This window comes from Mesorhizobium sp. Pch-S (genome assembly GCF_004136315.1).
Taxonomy (GTDB): Bacteria; Pseudomonadota; Alphaproteobacteria; order Rhizobiales; family Rhizobiaceae; genus Mesorhizobium.
This window is the reverse complement of sequence record NZ_CP029562.1, coordinates 5,648,151-5,664,834: the sequence shown is the minus strand read 5'-3', so window position 1 is coordinate 5,664,834 and position 16,684 is coordinate 5,648,151. Positions and strand designations below refer to the sequence as shown.

The window sequence follows — 16,684 nt, the reverse complement described above, 5'->3', positions numbered from 1 at the left end:
GGTGGAAAGATGCGCTTTCCGATTGAGGCGCTTGCGGGTAGCCCGCGCCCGCCCTATAGCAGCGCCTTGAGATGACAGACGCTTCGTCCCTTCCGCTGTTTCCGCACCGCCATCTTCTGGGCATAAGCGACCTTTCCCCCGCCGACATCGAGATTCTTCTGGACCGCGCCGACCGCGCAGTGGCGATTTCGCGCCAGTCCGAGAAGAAGACCTCGACGCTGCGCGGGCGTACCCAGATCAACCTGTTCTACGAAGCATCGACGCGCACGCAGTCCTCCTTCGAACTTGCCGGAAAAAGGCTCGGCGCCGACGTCATGAACATGTCGGTCGCATCGTCCTCGGTGAAAAAGGGCGAGACGCTGATCGACACCGCGATCACGTTGAACGCGATGCGCCCCGACATCCTGATCATCCGTCACCAGTCGGCGGGCGCTGCGGCACTGCTGGCACAGAAAGTCGGATGTTCGGTGGTCAATGCCGGCGACGGTACGCATGAGCATCCCACCCAGGCGCTGCTCGACGCACTCACCATCCGCCGCGCCAAGGGCCCGCTGTCAAAGCTGATCGTGGCGATCTGTGGTGACATCCTGCATTCGCGTGTCGCGCGCTCCAACATCATCCTGCTGAATGCATTAGGCGCCCAGGTGCGCGTGGTCGCACCTTCGACGCTGCTGCCTTCCGGCATCGAGCGCATGGGCGTCATCGTGGCCCGCTCCATGGCCGAAGGTTTGAAGGATGCCGATGTCGTCATGATGCTTCGCCTGCAGCGTGAGCGCATGGAGGGTGCCTTCGTGCCTTCGGTGCGTGAATACTTCCGCTATTTCGGCCTTGACGCCGAAAAGCTGAAGGCTGCCAAGGACGACGCGCTGGTTATGCACCCGGGACCGATGAACCGCGGCGTGGAGATTGCTTCCGAGGTTGCAGACGGGCCGCAGAGCGTCATCCAGGAACAGGTCGAGATGGGCGTCGCCGTGCGCATGGCGGTGATGGAAGCGCTGCTCGACCCGCGTCGCAACCAGGAAGGACGCGGCGCATGACCATGACGGTTTTTCAGCGTGCCCGCATCGTCGACCCTTCACGCGGCATCGATGAAATCGGCACCGTCATCGTTGACGGCAGGACGATCGCAGCCGCCGGCGCTGACGCCCTGAACCAAGGCATCCCCGAAGGAGCGAAACTCGTCGACTGCGCCGGCAAGGCGATCCTTCCCGGCCTGATCGATTCGCGCGTTTTCATCGGTGAACCCGGTGGCGAACACCGCGAAACCATCCACTCGGCAAGCCAGGCGGCGGCAGCCGGCGGCATCACCTCGCTGGTCATGATGCCCGATACCGATCCGACGATCGACACGGTGGCACTGGTGGAGTTCGTGCTTCGCACCGCCCGTGAAACGGCAAGTGTCAATGTTTTCCCTGCGGCAGCGGTTACCAAGGGCCTGCACGGCCGCGAGATGACCGAATTCGGCCTGCTGCGCGAGGCCGGCGCCGTTGCCTTCACCGACGGCCGTCACACCATAGCCAATGCGCTGGTGATGCGGCGGGCGCTCACCTACGCCCGCGACTTCGGCGCGGTGATCGCGCATGAGACGCAGGATGCGGACCTCGCTTCGGCCGGTGTGATGAACGAGGGGCTTTATGCCAGCTGGCTCGGCCTGTCCGGCATTCCGCGCGAAGCTGAACTGATTCCGCTGGAGCGCGATCTGGCGCTCGCCCGACTGACCAAAGGCAACTACCACGCCGCCAAGATTTCGACAGCGATATCGGCCGCCGCGATTGCCCGTGCCAAGGCGGACGGCGCCAAGGTGACGGCGGGTGTCGCCATCCACAATCTGGCGCTCAACGAAAACGACGTCGGGCAATACCGCACCTTCTTCCGTCTGGCGCCGCCTCTGCGCCTTGAAGAAGACCGGCTGGCCATGATCGAGGCGTTGAAGGATGGCACGATCGATATCACCGTTTCCTCGCACGACCCGCAGGATGTCGACACCAAGCGCCTGCCGTTCGCGGATGCGGCAGCTGGTGCCGTCGGGCTCGAAACGCTGCTTTCCGTCGCCCTGCGCCTCTATCACAACGAGGATCTGTCGCTCTTGAGGCTGGTCGAGGTGCTTTCGACGGCCCCTGCCCGATTGTTTGGCTTGCCCGGCGGCACGCTGAAGCCCGGCGCACCCGCGGATCTCATTCTCGTCGACCTCGACGAGCCCTGGATCGTGAGCGAAGCCGGCATTCGTTCGCGCTCGAAGAACACCTGTTTCGAAGGCGCGCGTCTTCAAGGCAAGGTCTTGCAAACACTGGTCGCGGGCCGCACAGTGTTTTCCGCCTAGCGGCCTCCGGAGGCGCGAGGCAACGGGGGAGCAATGCAGCTGATTTCCATTCTCGCGCCGATCATCGGTTATCTGTGCGGATCGATCCCTTTCGGCCTGCTTCTGACCCGCGCCGCCGGTCTCGGCGATGTGCGCAGCATCGGCTCCGGCAACATCGGCGCCACCAACGTGCTGCGCACCGGCAACAAGGGTCTGGCCGCTGCAACGCTGGTCCTCGATGCGCTGAAAGGCACGATCCCGGCATTGGTCTTCGCGCGGTACGGCACGGAAGCTGGGGCACTGGCTGGCGCTGGTGCCTTCATCGGACACATCTTCCCGGTCTGGCTTGGCTTCAAGGGCGGCAAAGGTGTTGCCACCTATCTCGGCGTCCTGATCGGCCTTGCCTGGCAGGTAGCTCTGATCTTTGCTGCCGTCTGGCTCGCGATGGCGGTGTTGTTCCGTTATTCGTCCCTGGCAGCACTTGTCGCCTGCATCGTCGTACCCGTGGCGCTGTTCTTCTTCGGCCACGCGCAATATGCGCTGGCGTTCGCGCTGATGAGCGTGCTGATCTTCTACAAGCACCGCGCCAACATCGAGCGACTGAGGGCCGGAACAGAGGGCAGGATCGGGGCAAAAGGGTGAGCAAGCCAGTTGCCGGGTTGCGCCTCAGCGACCGGCAACGGCTGAACTGGCTGCGCCTGATCCGCACACCGAATGTCGGACCGGCTTCGTTTCGTTCACTCGTCAACCGCTTCGGTTCAGCCGAAGCAGCACTCGAGGTCTTGCCTGAACTGACGATTTCCGGCGGCGCCAGCCGTACGGTCAGGATCCCGGCCATCGCCGAGATCGAGGCTGAGATGCAAGCCGCAAGGCGCGTAGGCGCGCGTTTTGTCTGCATTGGAGAGCCAGACTATCCATCGCTGCTCAAGCAGATGGATCACCCACCGCCCGTACTCGCCATGAAAGGCATTGGCGCGGTGTTTACGGTGCCGGCAGTCGCCATTGTCGGTGCGCGCAATGCCTCGCTCGCCGGCATCAAGATGGCACGTCTGCTTGCGAACGAACTTGGTCGAGAAGGCTATGGAATTGTCTCCGGCCTTGCACGCGGCATCGATACCGCCGCTCATCAGAGCAGTCTTCTCACGGGCACGGTTGCTGTGCTGGCGGGCGGACTGGATCAACCCTATCCGCCCGAAAATGCCGGACTCATCGATGAGATCGTCGAGCGCGGCGCCGTGATTTCCGAAATGCCGTTCGGTTGGCAGCCCCGCGCCCAGGATTTTCCACGCCGCAACCGGCTGGTGGCCGGTGCTTCACTCGGGCTCGTCGTCGTGGAAGCCGCCGAGCGGTCGGGATCACTGATCAGCGCGCGGCTGGCCACGGAAATGGGACGACTTGTCTTTGCGGTCCCGGGCTCGCCGCTCGATCCACGCGCTCGAGGCACGAATGCTCTCATTAAGGATGGCGCCACTCTCGTCACCGAAACAGCGGACATACTTAACGCACTGACACCTCTGATCGGCACGCGGTTCGTACCGAACATTCCTGTGGAGGAACCGCCTGAATTTTCGACGACGGCCCCACCCGGCGACAGGGAGCGCCAACGGGTTGTCGAAACGCTTGGGCAAGCCCCTGTAAATATTGATGAAATCATCCGCCATACCGGTCTGCACCCCGCTCAGGTCGCAATGATTCTGCTGGAGCTCGACCTTGCCGGCCGGCTGGAGCGCCATGCAGGCGGATTTGTTTCACTGATCTTTAGCCAATGATCGACATTGCCGGGTCAAATTGACCGCAAACTCGATCATTCAATAAAATTCTAATCTTATCATACTGATTTTACTCATGTTTCATTGATCAGAATCGCGCACCACTCTCGCCATGCCAGGGCGTGGGGAAAACGGAGGCGATTGTGAAGGAACGTTTTGAGCTAGTGCTGGAGCCAACCGACCTGTGGTCGGTGTGGGACAACGAGACCGACCAGCCCGTGGTTTTTGCCAATCAGCTTCTTGCCGGGCTCAGCAAGCGCGAAGCGGAAGCTGCCCACCAGATCCTGAGCGAAATCGTCAGGAAGCGGGAACTGGAGAAGAAGAGGCTGGAAAAGAAGAAGCGCTCTTCCGACGCCGCATAAATGGTCATGGAAAGGTAGACGCTCTGCTTGTTGCTACGCGAAGCCGGCTCTTGATCGGCTTCGAACCGTGCCTTCCCCGGAAGCAGACCTCCAGCACAGAGACGCTTGATCTCGCACTGGGGCTGGCCAGGCAGCAACAACAATCCAGCTGCAATGGCCGATCATCCCTCTATCTGAAACGGACAGCGATCAGGTCGGCCCATGGTTGTTACCGCAAAGCGGGGGCCGCGCCACTATAGGACGGTTCGGCCGGCGGACACGCCCCGAAGACGGTCTGGACCATTAGCCTGCCTTTTCATAATTCGAGGCCATTGGCGCTTGTGGGCCATTCCGAAACCCGCTTAGGGTATCGATGGTCGCCACAGCCGGCATCCGGTGTGATGGCACGACCCTCACGGCCATCGCGCCTGAGAAACGCAACGGATTGCCTGGCCGAAGGTCAACGGCTGAACACGTGGAGACCATCTGGCAATGGATCGAATATGGACGGGAACAGCAGTCCTGCTGATGGCACTCGTTTCCGCCTGCGCGACATCCCCGACCAATTACGCAGCCACGCTCTCGACCAAAGATCCCAAATGGCGATCGAAGCAGTGTCAACAGGTTCGAGCGACTGCTGTGGCTTTTGAAGCCAAGGAGAAAGAGACCCGTAAGCTGGCACCTGGCCTCTTGCTTGGCCCGTACGGAATCGGGATTGCGCTCGCCATCAAGGAACATCAGGACAAGCAGCGCAAGCAGATTGCCCGCGACATGCATATGCGATGCTCCAGTCAGCCCCTGCCGAAGGAACTGCAGGCGGTTTCGAATTGAGGAAGCCACGGATGAAACAGGACGACACCTTGCGATGACACCTGAACGGCTCGAAGAATGTCTGTCGATTGTCCGCTGGTCGCCTGAAACCCTGGCGCAGGCGCTGGGCTGTGATGTGTCGCTGGTCGAGGCATGGCTGACCGAGGAAGCGGAAATACCTCCGAAGACGGCGGCATGGGTCGATACCGTGGCTCAGTTCATGGAGACCGCGGACGGGATGAAGCCGAAGGGGCTGAAAGGGAAAAAGTGGCCCTAAGGCTGGGGGCCTCTAAAACCTCAAAGCAGCACGTAATGTTTTGAAATTATTGGCGATCCCGACAGGATTCGAACCTGTGACCATCGGCTTAGAAGGCCGGTGCTCTATCCAGCTGAGCTACGGGACCGCAGGCTGCCCCGGATTGGGGCAGCAGAATCAAAAAACGGCAGTCGACTGCGTTCGCAGCCAACAATCATCAGTCAATGTGTCCAAGGCGTGCGGCGGTCATAGCGGAAATTGTCCGAATAGGAAATCTGCCGGCGCTTGCTTTCCTTCGGTTCCTCGACGCGGAACGCCAGCCCCTGCTTCTCGGCATAGGCGACCGCTTCTTCGCGCGTCTCAAAGGAGAGCCGAATCTGGCTCTTCATGTCACCGGAGGTGGTGTAACCCATCAGCGGATCGATCTTGCGCGGCTTTTCCGGATCGAATTCAAGCACCCAGTTGCCGGTTCTGGCCTTGCCCGACTGCATCGCTGTCTTGGCTGGGCTGAATATGCGTGCGGACATGGAGACCTCGTTGCTCGGCTGCGCGCCGTTTCCTCCCCGGTGCTTACTGCGCAATGGAAATAACCGCAAGACCAATGGTTTTAGGGCTTGCTTTGCGGCGTGCGACCCACTAGGCAACACGCGGCCTCGGAGTGTAGCGCAGCCTGGTAGCGCACCTGATTTGGGATCAAAGGTTCCAGCCGAGATTTCTGCAAACTTCACAATCGCTTACCCTAACAGGGTTGATGTGCCGTGGTAATTTCCGTGGCAGATTTTGCATCGTCGCAGTTTTTGGTCTGAAATACCGTCATGCGCCTGCCCCGCAGCTTCACCAACGGACTATGGATGCTCCCGCTATGGCTGGTTGCGTTCGCGCTATTCCTGGCGGGCGAATGGGTGTGGGGACTGTTTTAGCCGGCCTTCGACCTCAAGGTGTCTGCCGGTCCATTTGGAGACGCTCAGCTACCAAATGACCGCCAAGTGCCAGGCGAGCCTCCTGTTGTGCAAACGTACCCGATAAGAGTGGAGGTCGGCGTTCGGCTGTACAGCCGGTCTCCAGCGTTCCACGTGCCGGCAGTTGGCGCCGCCCCCTGGACCGCAACGCCTTCTCTCGGGCCTGCAAGGCTGTTGAACAATGTTGTACCTCCCCAGAGAGCGATACCTGCGGCGGCTCTGTTATTACTGCCGCTCGCGTTGATATCGTAAGACGTCAACACCCCGATCGAATAGGCAACACCGTTTGCAGCCAGCTTGTTGACCCAGTTGTCGCAAAGCACTGGCGAAACGGCAGAGGCAGCGACCCGAATTCCAAAATACGAGAACTCGGAGCCGGCAAAGCCGATCCGGTTGCCCAGGATTTTGGTGTTGTAGGAAGACGTAACCAAAATGGCCGCGCCGTCGTCAGTTGTGTAGCCCGCGCGGTTGTTTCCTTGCAGAGCGTTCCTCTCGATCACCCAGTCGACAGGCGGATAGGTCGAATGGCCGACTGCAATACCGTTTGACTTACATGACCGGATCAGATTGCCAATGAGGTAGACGCGCTCGGTAGGACCAGCAGGGACAACCCCATATTGAAACCACTCGAAATGATTGTTTCTAATTTCGAGATCTCTGCAGTTCGCAAGTTTAGCGCCCCAGACTGCCGTTGGTTCAGGTGACTGGTTTACCGCCCCGGCTCCATAGAAACGACAGCTTTCAATGATGCCATCCATTTCCAGAGGGACAGCCGGCGGGTTGGTCAGGTTGGGATTGAAGCTCTGCCCGTCGACCCAAATTCCTGCGTTTTGCACATCCATGGCTACGATATTGCGTGCGACGATGCTCTTGCCGACAAGGGGTTTAACATCAGCCGACGCATACATGTTGGTGAAGTCGCCGGCATAGTTGTGGAAGCCATAGTAGCAGGTGCCACCCTTCACGTTCTCAACGAGCACGTTGTAAGCAGCCGCGAGAGAAATCAGATATCCCGCCGGGTTTATGTTGCCGCAAGTTATGTTCCTGATGATGACGTCATATGGGTGCCCGGTACCCGCGGCCGTTCCTCCCCAGTGAGCTAGCACCGGGCAGAACATTGGGCTGTTTGGGAATTTGATGTTCTCGATCAGGATATTGTTCGACGCAGCGGTGATGATGATGCCGTTGCCTTCAACCCAGTCACTCTCAATCGTCATGTTGAAGACATGGACGTTTGCCACCGAGACGTTCGCGGTGAACTTGCCGATCGCGATCGGGCACTGAAAGTCGCCTGGGATGCCCGGTGTCGTTCCAAAATTCTTGATGGTGCCATTGTAGACGCGGCAGTTGTTTCCAGGAACAACGCATCGCACCGATCCCGAAATACGGAAATTCAACCGCGACTTGCACAGGGCCAACGTGCATCCGTCTGGCAACTCCAACTCGGCGGTTAGGTTGTATGTCTTACCCTGCTCTCCACAAAGTGTTCTGCCCGCAGCAAATTTGAGGGCGCACTGCCAAGCTGCGGTGTCGTTGGTGACATCGTCGCCAATAGCGCCAAACCAGGCCGCAAAAATCTCGTCGTGAAACTGGCGAACCCATGCGCCGCTTGCTCCGGTGGTGTCCGTCGAAGGTGGAACGAAGATGCCTTGCATGGTGTCTTGAGACACAGAGGCGGATAGGTTCGACGAATTCCACACAAACGTGCCGTTTCGAGCGACCGCCCCCGTCACTATCGCGGAAGTGTATGTTGACGGATTAAGCGCCTGCAAATCGGTAAGCGTCGAAACACTCGCAACCATAAGCATGCCTGTTCTCCATAGGAGTTGGATTTTTGGTGGAATTGAAGTCGAAATATAAATTGGAGGCGCTATCTAGGCGACGCGGCCAGCTTCTCCGGCAGCAGATACGTGGCGCAAAAATCCTCACCATCAGACAAGAACGTACTTCCCGTCCTGGTAGTCCAGCGTCTTGCCGACAACCCCCTCGGCATCCTCATCCGCGGTGCAAAGCACATACTCGTATCCGTTGTCGCTTCGTATTCTCGCAAGGATCTCGTGTCGTTCAGTCTCTTTGAACGCTCCGATTGAGACCTCAGATTTTTCCCAAACAATTGCGGGAATTAGCTCCACACCCGCTTTGGCTCTCCATGGCTGCATATCGATGACTAATCGCGCCCTTGCTGCGGCAGAGATTTTGATAGGAGATTTCATCAGAACTGCCCCTTGGCTTTGGCGTAGGCATTCGGCGGCGCGGCCGGTTTATCCGCCGGCAGATTGGAATAGATGGCACGGCACTTGTCGTAGGCAGGGATTAGTTCCTTCAGTGTGCAGCCCTTGCGCCTGACAATCTCTGCGAGCAGCACCGACAACGGTCGATCTCCGCCAACTTCCAACATCTCGAGCTTGTCGTATTTCGCGTGGACGACGCACTGATCGCAGTCGACGATGACCTTGGCTTCCGGGTATGCAGACAGCATCGCGGTTTGCAGGTCGACCATCAGTTCTCTCCGCCTCGCGCTCTCTTGGCTGCCTCGTTCCGATCGTGTTCCGCCTTCGGCCACCTGCAATGCGCCTCTGGTGTGCATAGCGTGAATGTCAGGTTCTTATCATCTCGCCCGGCTTCACGGCAGACCGGGCAGAAAACATACGGCAGGATCTCATGCCGTAACGTGCCCTGCCCCAGTCCGAGCGGAGACTTCTTGGCTATCCGGACCAGATTGAGCCGACCATCATGTCGGCAACCGTTCGTGCAACAATGAGCCATGATCTCGTGCCCGGTGGCCAGGATGATGCCGATGGTGCCAATCGACAGAGGGTACGTGATTTCCGGCAGATGGAACTTCATGGCTGCTCGTCCCACCATTCGACCTTGCGTACATACCAGATGTGCTTGATCCGCCTGAGAACGAGTTTCTGCCGGTCCTGCGCCGACGGCTGAACCAATTCGAACTTCAGGGTTCCTTCCTTGCGGCACTGAACGCATCGCCAACCAGGTTGAAGAACCACGTCGTCGCACTCCACATCCCCAAATAGCTGCTTCAAATCCTCAAGCAGGAAGTGTCGTTCCGTCTGGCAGTACCGGCACCATATCCGGGCAACCTCATAGTGCTCTCGCGCGTGCGAAAGGCTGTAAGCACCCTTGCGTTTCGGCCAATATGGTTCGGGCATGACCCTATGAAAAAGGACCAAATTCCTACGTCGTCAAGGGTTGGCTTGACTCTTTTGTTCCTTTTTTGTTCACTGTGTGAATAGCGGGTACAAAGGAGGCTGCAATGAAGATGTTCCTGCAACTCCATGTGGAAGGCGCGACCGAAGCTGAAGAGATGCGCGGCCTGGAGGCGGCAGCAGCAGTTTTGATCAAAGCGGGTGTCCATCCCAGCGACGCAGCAGATGGACACTTTGCGCGTGAGGGCTGGGACATGCGCGGCTTCCCTGAAAATGACCCTGACTTCACCGACGAGGACGCGAAGAACGCTGCGCTATGGGATCAGGCCGAGCAAGCCGCAATTGAGGCATGCTGCGCAGATTGGCCAGCAGATCGCCTTCGCCCGGAGGTCGAGCTTGAATTTGTCATGGATGACGAGGCCAAGGCCGCGCTCTACGCCGCGCATGGCGACGACGACGATGATGATCTAGAGTTCACGCCAGAACAGCAGGTCGCTTATGAAAACTGGCTGAGAGCCGGAAAGCCGTGAACTGAATGTGCAATCTCTACAACCTGACAACGACACAACAGGCGGTGCTCGATTGGACGCGGGCGCTGCGCGACCTCACGGGCTTCAATGAGCCGTCGCGTGACGTCTATCCTAATTTCCTTGCACCAGTGGTTCGCAAAGACGCCGATGGCGGACGCGAAGTGGTTCCGATGCAATGGGGCATGCCGACCCCGCCAGAGCGCGTGACGGGCAAAGCCGATTACGGCACCACAAACGTTCGCAGCACGAGCTACAAGCACTGGCAGCAGTATCTAGGCGTGGAGAACCGCTGCCTTGTCCCGGTGACGAGCTTTGCCGAGCCGAGCCCCACCCCTGGCGACAAGGATCCGGAAACAGGCATCCAGCGCAATTTCTGGTTCGCCCACGGCGAGGATCGCCCGCTGTTCTTCTTCGCAGGCGTCTGGACGCCTTGGCATGGGGTCAGGAAGGTCAAGGATGGCCCGCAGGACTTCGAGCTTTTCGGCTTTCTCACCACCAACCCGAATGCGCTCATCAAGCCTATCCACGAGAAGGCCATGCCCGTCATCATCACGACGCCCGAGGAAGCAGACGTCTGGATGAATGCGCAGTGGTCGGAAGCCAAGGGCTTGCAGCGGCCGGCGCCAGACGACGCCCTGGTCATCGTCGACAAGCCTGCAACCCAGATCAAATACCCGCAATCAGCGGCGCAAGGATCGCTGTTCTAGGAGGTTCGCATGAACCGGATAGTTCGCCTCGATGCCAGGCAGGAAGCCGAACTGCAGCGTGTGGCTGACAAGTTTGTGGCCTATCACAAAGGCGACGTCATGAAGGCGCTGAAAGAGATGATCGTCCTTAACAGCGAACTGCAACAGCGGCTCGAGGATATTGGAGACAGTCCTATCCATCTCGTTCGCGGGCGAGCATATCAATGAGTAGCGCAGGTGTTGCCGAAAAATGGCGACTAATCGGCACTTCGCTCTGCACAAGCCTGCTGTTGGCGTGGTTCGATGGCGATGTGCGCGCTGAAAGCCAAGCTCCTGACTTTTTTCCAGAAAAGATAACTTGCCCAACGTCTGAGCGGGCTGTGTTTGAACTTATCAGTAAAAATGCGCTCGGCGCTCGCGAACGATTGAAGGTCGTCTACAATGAGACCCGACCCCAAACGGTGTTTTTAGGAGCGGCCGAAGCCGATGGCGCCTTTCAGGATTTCTATGAAGCGCCAGTCGGTTCGAGCGATCCCGACAAGGCAGATGTGGCAAAAAACGTCTTGAATCTGATCCAGGAACCTCACATGAAATTCTGCCTGGAACCCAACGAAGACAAGCGAGAGCATTTCTGGAACGTCTATAAGACCAAGGGTCACTAGCATCCGTTGACCGGCTTACAATTGGCGATACAGTGCCGCCATGTGGTTCAATCCGCCAAAGCGCCAGGATCCATATCCAGACAGGCAGATCGACTGCCAGGAAGCGCTTACGCCCGGGTTTGAAATTCTCTTCGACGAACTGACGGCGGTAGGCTGGACGCGCGAGGAAATCCGCGCCGCTTTCGTAGCCCTGCTCTCTGCCAATGATCTGACCAATGAAGCCAACGCCGAGCTCGAGACAGAGTTAGCTATCATGCGGGCGCGCATGCGCCTTCCGCCGCCGTGATGAATAACTCAGGCCAGCATAAGGGGGAACATGGCCAAGAAAGCACGCAAGCTCAAAACGGGCGACAAGGTTACGATCGAGGTATCCGTCATCGACGTGTGGGATGACATGGGGATATTCACGGTCGACATAAACGGCCAGCGAACCAAGATCCCCTGCGATTGGGATCGCATTACGAAGGTCGTGCCATACGATCCGAAAGCGGCCTACTTGGACGTGCGATAGGCTAGCAGCCTCGCAAAAGGCGAATCTGGTCAGCAATGCTCGCCAAGGCATCAACGGCAGGCTGATAAGACTGCGCGTGCGGCGCATAGCGTTCCTGTTGTTCTGCGTAGAACCTCACCCACTTTTCATAGTCCGCGATCGGATATTGTCCAATCCACCTACTACCCTTGCCGTCGGCTAAGAGAGTGAACGTGCGGGTTTCGGGATCAACGGTCGCTTTCATGTCGCCGGTCTAAGTCCGTTTCGGCTGAGTCGCCAACCGTGTTTCGCCCTGATATCGTCTCAGGGCGCTTCGGCGCTGCGGTCGGCTGGAATTTGCCTCCGGGTGAGTTAGTAAACACCAGCCGGCCGCACTAATTCGGGGCCGAAATCATCAAGCGACTAAATGTTCGCATCTGGCCGCAACGGCCGGGTATTACGTTTCTGCCGAGTGGATTTTTCGAACCGCGAGCCGCGCAGTCCGTTTCTATAGACGCTCCAACCTGTGACTTGCGCCGCTCCATTCTCCCGGGCGGCGCTTTTTTTGCAGCATCAATTTGGAACGGCAACCCGCCTTCCCGGTTTTTATGACGCTGATCGACTCTCTCCATTGGCGATCCGGGCCGGTCTGGTGTGTCTGCAACGCATGCCGGGCCGGTTCCAGAGGCTCAACGGCCGAACGCTCCCCGTGATAACTCAATCAATTTGGGCTCGCCGGCCATCTCCACAAGTGGTTACCTGGTCTTTTTCCAGTTGAAGATGTGTTTTGGATGTGTATCTTGGCGGAAGGGCTGTGCAGCCCGCTGCTCGCACCGAATTCGGATTGGTGAATGCACATTTGATCTCGGCCAACATCCAGCCTGAGACAATCAGTCAGCAACGCGAGCCCTGACGTTCAGATTGTCCTTGAGGAACTGGAATGTTTAGCTCTGCAAGCATCAAGAGCATGGCAAAATCCTTGCGCGAGAACCTCAGCGCTCGCCAAATTGACCTGTCCCACAGCGAGTGTCTCGAACTCATCGCAAAGCAATTCGGTATGAAAGATTGGAACAGATTATCCGCAACGATCGGTAGAGACAGCACGGACAAGCGCTTGTCATTTTCAGTGCTGGGCGACGTAATCGAACTTCACAAGACGGCCGAAAAATTGGACGCGAGCGACGCCAACCTATCGGAGTCCAAGTTCCTCGACGTCAACTTCTCAAGAGCGATGTTTGATCAAGTGAATCTCTCAGCCGCAACATTCAACGACGTCGACATGCGTAATTGGAATGTCAATGACGTGAACCTCTCTGGGAGCCGCTTCGACAATATTGACCTGGCAGGCGTCGCGTTCACGAACTGCCGTTTTGAGGGCGCAACTTTGAACGGAAAGCCATTAGACGCCCTCACTGATGATTCTAGAGGCCAATAGCCGAATATTTCGACCCCATAAGACTGCGAGAAAGGCTGAGCATGAAGCGCCAGCCTAACGCAAAAAAAGCCCGCCCCGGCGAACCGGAGCGGGCGTTACCTGAGGCGCGCTCGACGAAAGCGAGTGCGGCAAGCGAGATAGGAGGCCAATGTGGCGAGCGCAAGTGTCACGGTGGCCGCCGACGCTTCTCGTCAACAACGGCTTGAAGGGTAGCCGTCAGAGCAGCCACTGTGTTGGAGAGCCCGACAATCGAATCCTGAACTCTATCCAGGCGATTGAGCGTGGCCGTCTGGAACTTCTCATTCGACGTCGCCGCTTCCGACTGCTTGGTCTCTACTGCAGTGAGGCGCGTAGATAGACCAACCGTCGCTGTCGACGCGTCCGATGCCGAGGACTGCGCACTTGAAGCCACGGCCTGAGCGGCCAGGATCTGGCTGGTGAGGTCGGTTTTCATGCGGTCGAGCGTGGCCGCCTGTAGGCTCGAATAGAGTTGGAACGCCGCATAGATCGCCGGCAAGGCGAACACCATTGCCACCCTGGCTATAGCCGTGATGATGACGCTATTTACGATCTGCTCTGATCTGGTCATGTCGCTCACCATGTGCCCCTATTTCCAGCACCCGCGCTTAGCGCCGAATTGATTGTGGCTCGCCACCTGCTCAGCGAACGGCCGATCCTTGGCGATGATCTCGCGACGGGTATCGGCGCTCGGCTTCAGCTTTGCCCAACCGTCGCACTCACTCACAGGAGCCGGCGTCTGACATGCGGCCACCGAGAGCAGCGCACAGCCCAGCATCATCCATCGCAGAAACTGCGGCATCGGTTTTGCTCCTTTCGCGGAGAATGATCACGGATCGGTTGAGCATGGCCGAGCGCTCATAGGCTCGGCCTGTCTCGTACATCTCGTAGTGGGTCCAGCCGAGGATGGCGGTAACGGCCAATCCGCAAATGATGGACACCCCGAGCCTGGAGGTGAGGAAGGCCCACATGGTCAGCCCTCGACTGCGCCGCGGATGTCCTGCACCGCCCCGATGATCTGTCGGCGAAGCAGGATGAGGAGGAGAAGCACGCCCAGGGCGACCGCACCGATAGCGAGGACGGTCTGCCAGTCGGCGCCGAGGAACCCGGCGAGACCAGCGCCGCCGCTGCCGAAGATCGTAGTCAGCCAGCCCCACAGCCCGGTCTTCTTCTTCACCTCCTTGTCGACCTCCTTCGGCACGACTGGCGTTTCGACCGTGACAGGCACCTTCTCGACGACCTTCGGCAGACCCTCGGCGTGACGGCGTGCGACCTCAGCGAGTGCAGCCTTGACCATGGACACGGACACGCCGGCGTTCTGCCCCTCGTAATGCCCCTTTCCGTTCGGCTTCGGGATTGATGCCCACTCCTGCGCCAGATTGCCGATGAGGGTTTCCAGCTTCAGCCGGTCAGCGAGCCACTTGTCGATGCCGCGCTGGCCGAGGAGATAGCAGGCCAGACGGTCCTGCATGTCGGCGTCGAACTTCTCCCGGCCGGTGAGCCCAAGCTGCTGACGCATCGTGCGGAGCGTGGTGCGGATGATCTGGTACCGGCCGAGCGCCGAAGACTTCAGCTTGTTCCTCCGGTTCGCCAGCATCTTCGTCTGCAACGCGTCGATCTGGTCGAGCGTCATGCTCACGAGATCCACGTCGCCGCCGGTGTAGGCGCCATAGCCAAGGGTCTCGTTATAGCCCCGCCCCTTGTCGGTGCCCTCAGAGCGGCCGATGAGATCGAGCATCGGGCGGTAGACCCAGAATTTGTCGCGCACGGCAGCAGTCGCCGTGCCTGGGAGCACGTTCGTCATGGATTGTCCTTTCAAGATAAGAAAAAGGCGGCCTGAAAGCCGCCTAAATTGCAGTTGGCCCTATTCCTGCCGAAGAGAGTCTCGCCGGGCCTAACCTAGACTTGACTTACCCAACCATTACTTGCCTTGCCTGCCATACCTTGATCCTCGCCAGCCGGACGGGCATCCGGCTCCGCGCATTTCACTGCTTTTGAAGCAGCTTTTGGCCGATTTCATCCGCAACCTCAAAGAGGTCGGCGAACTCTTTCAGGTCCTTATAGCGTTGGCGCCATTGCTGGAATTCTCGCCACGCAGTTTTCAGGACGATATCGCGGGTCGATTTGACCGACATTGCGTGCCCAACCTCTCGATAGTGAGGGGTTCCGGGTTCGTTGATATGAACGTACGCTCGCATGCGCCGCACAGGTTGTTCCGGCTGTTTATAGACGGCAACCACTGCCCGAATGAGGCCGCGAGCTTGTGCCAAACGATGAAGCCGAGCCGCCTCCGTGTCATCCCACTCGAAGAAGGAATGAAGTGGGCTATTTGGATTGGCCGCATCCGTCAGAACGTCGTCGGGGGTCAACTCTCCCCTATACGTCTCCCGCAGCATCTCCATATGCCGCCCGACTTCGTTGGCGTCGGGATGATCGCCAGATTGGAACCTAGCTCCTGGCGCAAACTCAAAGCCGATTATTTTCGGTGCATTCTTTGCCTTTGCGGTCATGGGGCCAGATCCTTTTCGGTGGCCACATGGAACATTCCATACTGACCGTCTTTCTCCGGCCGCCACTCACCTACGCCGACGGCGAAACCAGCGACATTGAGAAGGTTGAGGATTTGCGCCTCGCTCAACACGTTGCGATTGAAGCGCACCAGAATGGTGGTTTTCCAGTTTGTGAACTCGGGTCGATACCTGAGATCCGCAGTTCCCATACCAACTCGAACCATATCTTCGCGCATCGTCGGCTCACCGCCTTCGATACGAACGAGATTGACCCGAGAGATTGCCCCCTCGAAAGCACCTTCGATATCGGCGTCCTCTCCGAGAATGTGAAATGCCTGCCGTGCCTGGATCTTAGTGAGCCCGGCAACTGAAGTGCCGGCCGTGACAGCGGCGTTCTTGAACGCTACCGATGGGAAACCGTAGCCGCCGTCAGCCAGACGGTACATGCTTGCCTCAAAGTCGGCACGCGGGTCCTTGGCCTCTTTCGCCGGCTTGGCCACCTTCATCTGCTTGTCGAGCATTTCCTTCTTGGCCTTGGCGGACCAAGCATGAACAATGAGTGGGCTATCCCCGATCAGGGTTACCTGCAGGAGGTCGATCATCAGCGGTGGCAACTCTATCCCCGCATCGGACAGCGGTGCCGCATTCTTTTTTGCGATTGGCATTTTGGTCTCCTTCGGCGTCCGGCCTGCCAAGCCCGGTAACGCACTGGGGTTCGCTTTCACGAACGCCGGAGCCGAAGAAGCTCGTCGTTCGCGTTACATCCCCATGGC

24 protein-coding genes and 1 tRNA gene are annotated in these 16,684 nt (G+C 58.6%); 14 read left to right on the top strand and 11 right to left on the bottom strand.

Going from position 1 to position 16,684, the window contains the following annotated elements; genetic code table 11:
* The first annotated feature begins 71 nt into the window (after positions 1-71).
* From C1M53_RS26720 to C1M53_RS26690, 7 genes are all read left to right on the top strand, one after another.
* Positions 72-1,037, top strand: a complete 966-nt coding sequence (locus C1M53_RS26720) for an aspartate carbamoyltransferase catalytic subunit (RefSeq protein ID WP_054310920.1) — start codon at positions 72-74, stop codon at positions 1,035-1,037.
* Positions 1,034-2,320 (top strand): dihydroorotase, encoded by a 1,287-nt coding sequence (locus tag C1M53_RS26715; RefSeq protein WP_129415015.1) that lies wholly within the window; start codon positions 1,034-1,036, stop codon positions 2,318-2,320. The genes C1M53_RS26720 and C1M53_RS26715 overlap by 4 nt, the downstream gene beginning before the upstream one ends.
* 33 nt (positions 2,321-2,353) lie before the next feature.
* Positions 2,354-2,941 carry a glycerol-3-phosphate 1-O-acyltransferase PlsY gene (plsY, locus tag C1M53_RS26710; RefSeq protein WP_129415013.1) on the top strand — a complete coding sequence of 196 codons (588 nt, stop codon included), beginning with the start codon at positions 2,354-2,356 and terminating at the stop codon, positions 2,939-2,941.
* Positions 2,938-4,068: a DNA-processing protein DprA gene (gene dprA, locus C1M53_RS26705; RefSeq protein WP_129415012.1), complete on the top strand. Its 1,131-nt coding sequence runs from the start codon at positions 2,938-2,940 to the stop codon at positions 4,066-4,068. The genes plsY and dprA overlap by 4 nt, the downstream gene beginning before the upstream one ends.
* A gap of 143 nt (positions 4,069-4,211) precedes the next feature.
* Positions 4,212-4,430: a hypothetical protein gene (locus C1M53_RS26700; protein WP_165358002.1), complete on the top strand. Its 219-nt coding sequence runs from the start codon at positions 4,212-4,214 to the stop codon at positions 4,428-4,430.
* Positions 4,431-4,937: 507 nt separating this feature from the next.
* Positions 4,938-5,240: a hypothetical protein gene (locus C1M53_RS26695; protein ID WP_348630011.1), complete on the top strand. Its 303-nt coding sequence runs from the start codon at positions 4,938-4,940 to the stop codon at positions 5,238-5,240.
* A gap of 34 nt (positions 5,241-5,274) precedes the next feature.
* A complete protein-coding gene (locus C1M53_RS26690) occupies positions 5,275-5,496 on the top strand; it encodes a hypothetical protein (protein ID WP_054310926.1) in 222 nt (73 codons plus the stop codon).
* 50 nt (positions 5,497-5,546) lie between these two features.
* On the opposite strand, the gene C1M53_RS26685 is transcribed toward C1M53_RS26690, so the two are convergent.
* From C1M53_RS26685 to C1M53_RS26660, 6 genes are all read right to left on the bottom strand, one after another.
* Positions 5,547-5,623: transfer RNA gene (locus C1M53_RS26685), tRNA-Arg, on the bottom strand.
* 73 nt (positions 5,624-5,696) lie between these two features.
* Positions 5,697-6,002 (bottom strand): ETC complex I subunit, encoded by a 306-nt coding sequence (locus C1M53_RS26680; RefSeq protein WP_129415008.1) that lies wholly within the window; start codon positions 6,000-6,002, stop codon positions 5,697-5,699.
* Positions 6,003-6,439: 437 nt separating this feature from the next.
* On the bottom strand, positions 6,440-8,242 hold the full coding sequence (locus tag C1M53_RS26675; protein ID WP_129415006.1) for a right-handed parallel beta-helix repeat-containing protein: 1,803 nt from the start codon (positions 8,240-8,242) through the stop codon (positions 6,440-6,442).
* A gap of 123 nt (positions 8,243-8,365) precedes the next feature.
* Entirely contained in the window at positions 8,366-8,647 is a 282-nt protein-coding gene (locus C1M53_RS26670; protein WP_129415005.1) for a hypothetical protein, read from the bottom strand.
* Positions 8,647-8,934, bottom strand: coding sequence for a hypothetical protein (locus C1M53_RS26665; RefSeq protein WP_129415003.1), 288 nt, complete (start codon positions 8,932-8,934; stop codon positions 8,647-8,649). The genes C1M53_RS26670 and C1M53_RS26665 overlap by 1 nt, the downstream gene beginning before the upstream one ends.
* Positions 8,934-9,281, bottom strand: a complete 348-nt coding sequence (locus tag C1M53_RS26660) for a hypothetical protein (protein ID WP_129415001.1) — start codon at positions 9,279-9,281, stop codon at positions 8,934-8,936. The genes C1M53_RS26665 and C1M53_RS26660 overlap by 1 nt, the downstream gene beginning before the upstream one ends.
* 427 nt (positions 9,282-9,708) lie before the next feature.
* Between C1M53_RS26660 and C1M53_RS26655 the strand changes: the two genes are divergently transcribed.
* The 7 genes from C1M53_RS26655 (at position 9,709) to C1M53_RS26625 (ending at position 13,383) form a co-directional block, all read left to right on the top strand.
* Positions 9,709-10,131: a hypothetical protein gene (locus tag C1M53_RS26655; RefSeq protein WP_129415000.1), complete on the top strand. Its 423-nt coding sequence runs from the start codon at positions 9,709-9,711 to the stop codon at positions 10,129-10,131.
* Positions 10,132-10,136: 5 nt separating this feature from the next.
* Complete coding sequence (locus tag C1M53_RS26650) at positions 10,137-10,838, top strand: SOS response-associated peptidase (protein ID WP_129414998.1); 702 nt, start codon at positions 10,137-10,139, stop codon at positions 10,836-10,838.
* A 9-nt stretch (positions 10,839-10,847) separates the two neighbouring features.
* Positions 10,848-11,045 carry a hypothetical protein gene (locus C1M53_RS26645; RefSeq protein ID WP_129414996.1) on the top strand — a complete coding sequence of 66 codons (198 nt, stop codon included), beginning with the start codon at positions 10,848-10,850 and terminating at the stop codon, positions 11,043-11,045.
* A complete protein-coding gene (locus tag C1M53_RS26640; protein WP_129414994.1) occupies positions 11,042-11,479 on the top strand; it encodes a hypothetical protein in 438 nt (145 codons plus the stop codon). Before C1M53_RS26645 ends, C1M53_RS26640 begins: the two co-directional genes overlap by 4 nt.
* A gap of 40 nt (positions 11,480-11,519) precedes the next feature.
* Entirely contained in the window at positions 11,520-11,765 is a 246-nt protein-coding gene (locus C1M53_RS26635) for a hypothetical protein (RefSeq protein ID WP_129414992.1), read from the top strand.
* A 30-nt stretch (positions 11,766-11,795) separates the two neighbouring features.
* The gene (locus C1M53_RS26630; protein WP_129414991.1) at positions 11,796-11,990 is read left to right on the top strand and encodes a hypothetical protein; all 195 of its coding nucleotides are present in this window, start codon (positions 11,796-11,798) and stop codon (positions 11,988-11,990) included.
* A gap of 898 nt (positions 11,991-12,888) precedes the next feature.
* On the top strand, positions 12,889-13,383 hold the full coding sequence (locus C1M53_RS26625; protein ID WP_129414989.1) for a glyoxalase superfamily protein: 495 nt from the start codon (positions 12,889-12,891) through the stop codon (positions 13,381-13,383).
* Between the two features lie 166 nt (positions 13,384-13,549).
* On the opposite strand, the gene C1M53_RS26620 is transcribed toward C1M53_RS26625, so the two are convergent.
* The 5 genes from C1M53_RS26620 to C1M53_RS26600 form a co-directional block, all read right to left on the bottom strand.
* A complete protein-coding gene (locus C1M53_RS26620; RefSeq protein WP_129414987.1) occupies positions 13,550-13,972 on the bottom strand; it encodes a hypothetical protein in 423 nt (140 codons plus the stop codon).
* 18 nt (positions 13,973-13,990) lie between these two features.
* The gene (locus C1M53_RS26615) at positions 13,991-14,203 is read right to left on the bottom strand and encodes a hypothetical protein (RefSeq protein ID WP_129414985.1); all 213 of its coding nucleotides are present in this window, start codon (positions 14,201-14,203) and stop codon (positions 13,991-13,993) included.
* 171 nt (positions 14,204-14,374) lie between these two features.
* Entirely contained in the window at positions 14,375-15,205 is an 831-nt protein-coding gene (locus tag C1M53_RS26610) for a hypothetical protein (RefSeq protein WP_129414983.1), read from the bottom strand.
* Positions 15,206-15,386: 181 nt separating this feature from the next.
* Entirely contained in the window at positions 15,387-15,911 is a 525-nt protein-coding gene (locus C1M53_RS26605) for a hypothetical protein (protein ID WP_129414982.1), read from the bottom strand.
* Entirely contained in the window at positions 15,908-16,576 is a 669-nt protein-coding gene (locus C1M53_RS26600) for a hypothetical protein (protein ID WP_129414980.1), read from the bottom strand. The genes C1M53_RS26605 and C1M53_RS26600 overlap by 4 nt, the downstream gene beginning before the upstream one ends.
* Positions 16,577-16,684 lie beyond the last annotated feature (108 nt).

Excerpts from the sequence above, each read along its gene's own strand:
- C1M53_RS26720 (WP_054310920.1), top strand. The coding sequence starts at position 72 with ATGACAGACGCTTCGTCCCTTCCGCTGTTTCCGCACCGCCATCTTCTG.
- C1M53_RS26715 (WP_129415015.1), top strand. The coding sequence starts at position 1,034 with ATGACCATGACGGTTTTTCAGCGTGCCCGCATCGTCGACCCTTCACGC.
- plsY (WP_129415013.1), top strand. The coding sequence starts at position 2,354 with ATGCAGCTGATTTCCATTCTCGCGCCGATCATCGGTTATCTGTGCGGA.
- C1M53_RS26695 (WP_348630011.1), top strand. The coding sequence starts at position 4,938 with ATGGCACTCGTTTCCGCCTGCGCGACATCCCCGACCAATTACGCAGCC.
- C1M53_RS26690 (WP_054310926.1), top strand. The coding sequence starts at position 5,275 with ATGACACCTGAACGGCTCGAAGAATGTCTGTCGATTGTCCGCTGGTCG.
- C1M53_RS26680 (WP_129415008.1), bottom strand. The coding sequence starts at position 6,002 with ATGTCCGCACGCATATTCAGCCCAGCCAAGACAGCGATGCAGTCGGGC.
- C1M53_RS26675 (WP_129415006.1), bottom strand. The coding sequence starts at position 8,242 with ATGCTTATGGTTGCGAGTGTTTCGACGCTTACCGATTTGCAGGCGCTT.
- C1M53_RS26670 (WP_129415005.1), bottom strand. The coding sequence starts at position 8,647 with ATGAAATCTCCTATCAAAATCTCTGCCGCAGCAAGGGCGCGATTAGTC.
- C1M53_RS26665 (WP_129415003.1), bottom strand. The coding sequence starts at position 8,934 with ATGGTCGACCTGCAAACCGCGATGCTGTCTGCATACCCGGAAGCCAAG.
- C1M53_RS26660 (WP_129415001.1), bottom strand. The coding sequence starts at position 9,281 with ATGAAGTTCCATCTGCCGGAAATCACGTACCCTCTGTCGATTGGCACC.
- C1M53_RS26655 (WP_129415000.1), top strand. The coding sequence starts at position 9,709 with ATGAAGATGTTCCTGCAACTCCATGTGGAAGGCGCGACCGAAGCTGAA.
- C1M53_RS26650 (WP_129414998.1), top strand. The coding sequence starts at position 10,137 with ATGTGCAATCTCTACAACCTGACAACGACACAACAGGCGGTGCTCGAT.
- C1M53_RS26645 (WP_129414996.1), top strand. The coding sequence starts at position 10,848 with ATGAACCGGATAGTTCGCCTCGATGCCAGGCAGGAAGCCGAACTGCAG.
- C1M53_RS26640 (WP_129414994.1), top strand. The coding sequence starts at position 11,042 with ATGAGTAGCGCAGGTGTTGCCGAAAAATGGCGACTAATCGGCACTTCG.
- C1M53_RS26635 (WP_129414992.1), top strand. The coding sequence starts at position 11,520 with ATGTGGTTCAATCCGCCAAAGCGCCAGGATCCATATCCAGACAGGCAG.
- C1M53_RS26630 (WP_129414991.1), top strand. The coding sequence starts at position 11,796 with ATGGCCAAGAAAGCACGCAAGCTCAAAACGGGCGACAAGGTTACGATC.
- C1M53_RS26625 (WP_129414989.1), top strand. The coding sequence starts at position 12,889 with ATGTTTAGCTCTGCAAGCATCAAGAGCATGGCAAAATCCTTGCGCGAG.
- C1M53_RS26620 (WP_129414987.1), bottom strand. The coding sequence starts at position 13,972 with ATGACCAGATCAGAGCAGATCGTAAATAGCGTCATCATCACGGCTATA.
- C1M53_RS26615 (WP_129414985.1), bottom strand. The coding sequence starts at position 14,203 with ATGCCGCAGTTTCTGCGATGGATGATGCTGGGCTGTGCGCTGCTCTCG.
- C1M53_RS26610 (WP_129414983.1), bottom strand. The coding sequence starts at position 15,205 with ATGACGAACGTGCTCCCAGGCACGGCGACTGCTGCCGTGCGCGACAAA.
- C1M53_RS26605 (WP_129414982.1), bottom strand. The coding sequence starts at position 15,911 with ATGACCGCAAAGGCAAAGAATGCACCGAAAATAATCGGCTTTGAGTTT.
- C1M53_RS26600 (WP_129414980.1), bottom strand. The coding sequence starts at position 16,576 with ATGCCAATCGCAAAAAAGAATGCGGCACCGCTGTCCGATGCGGGGATA.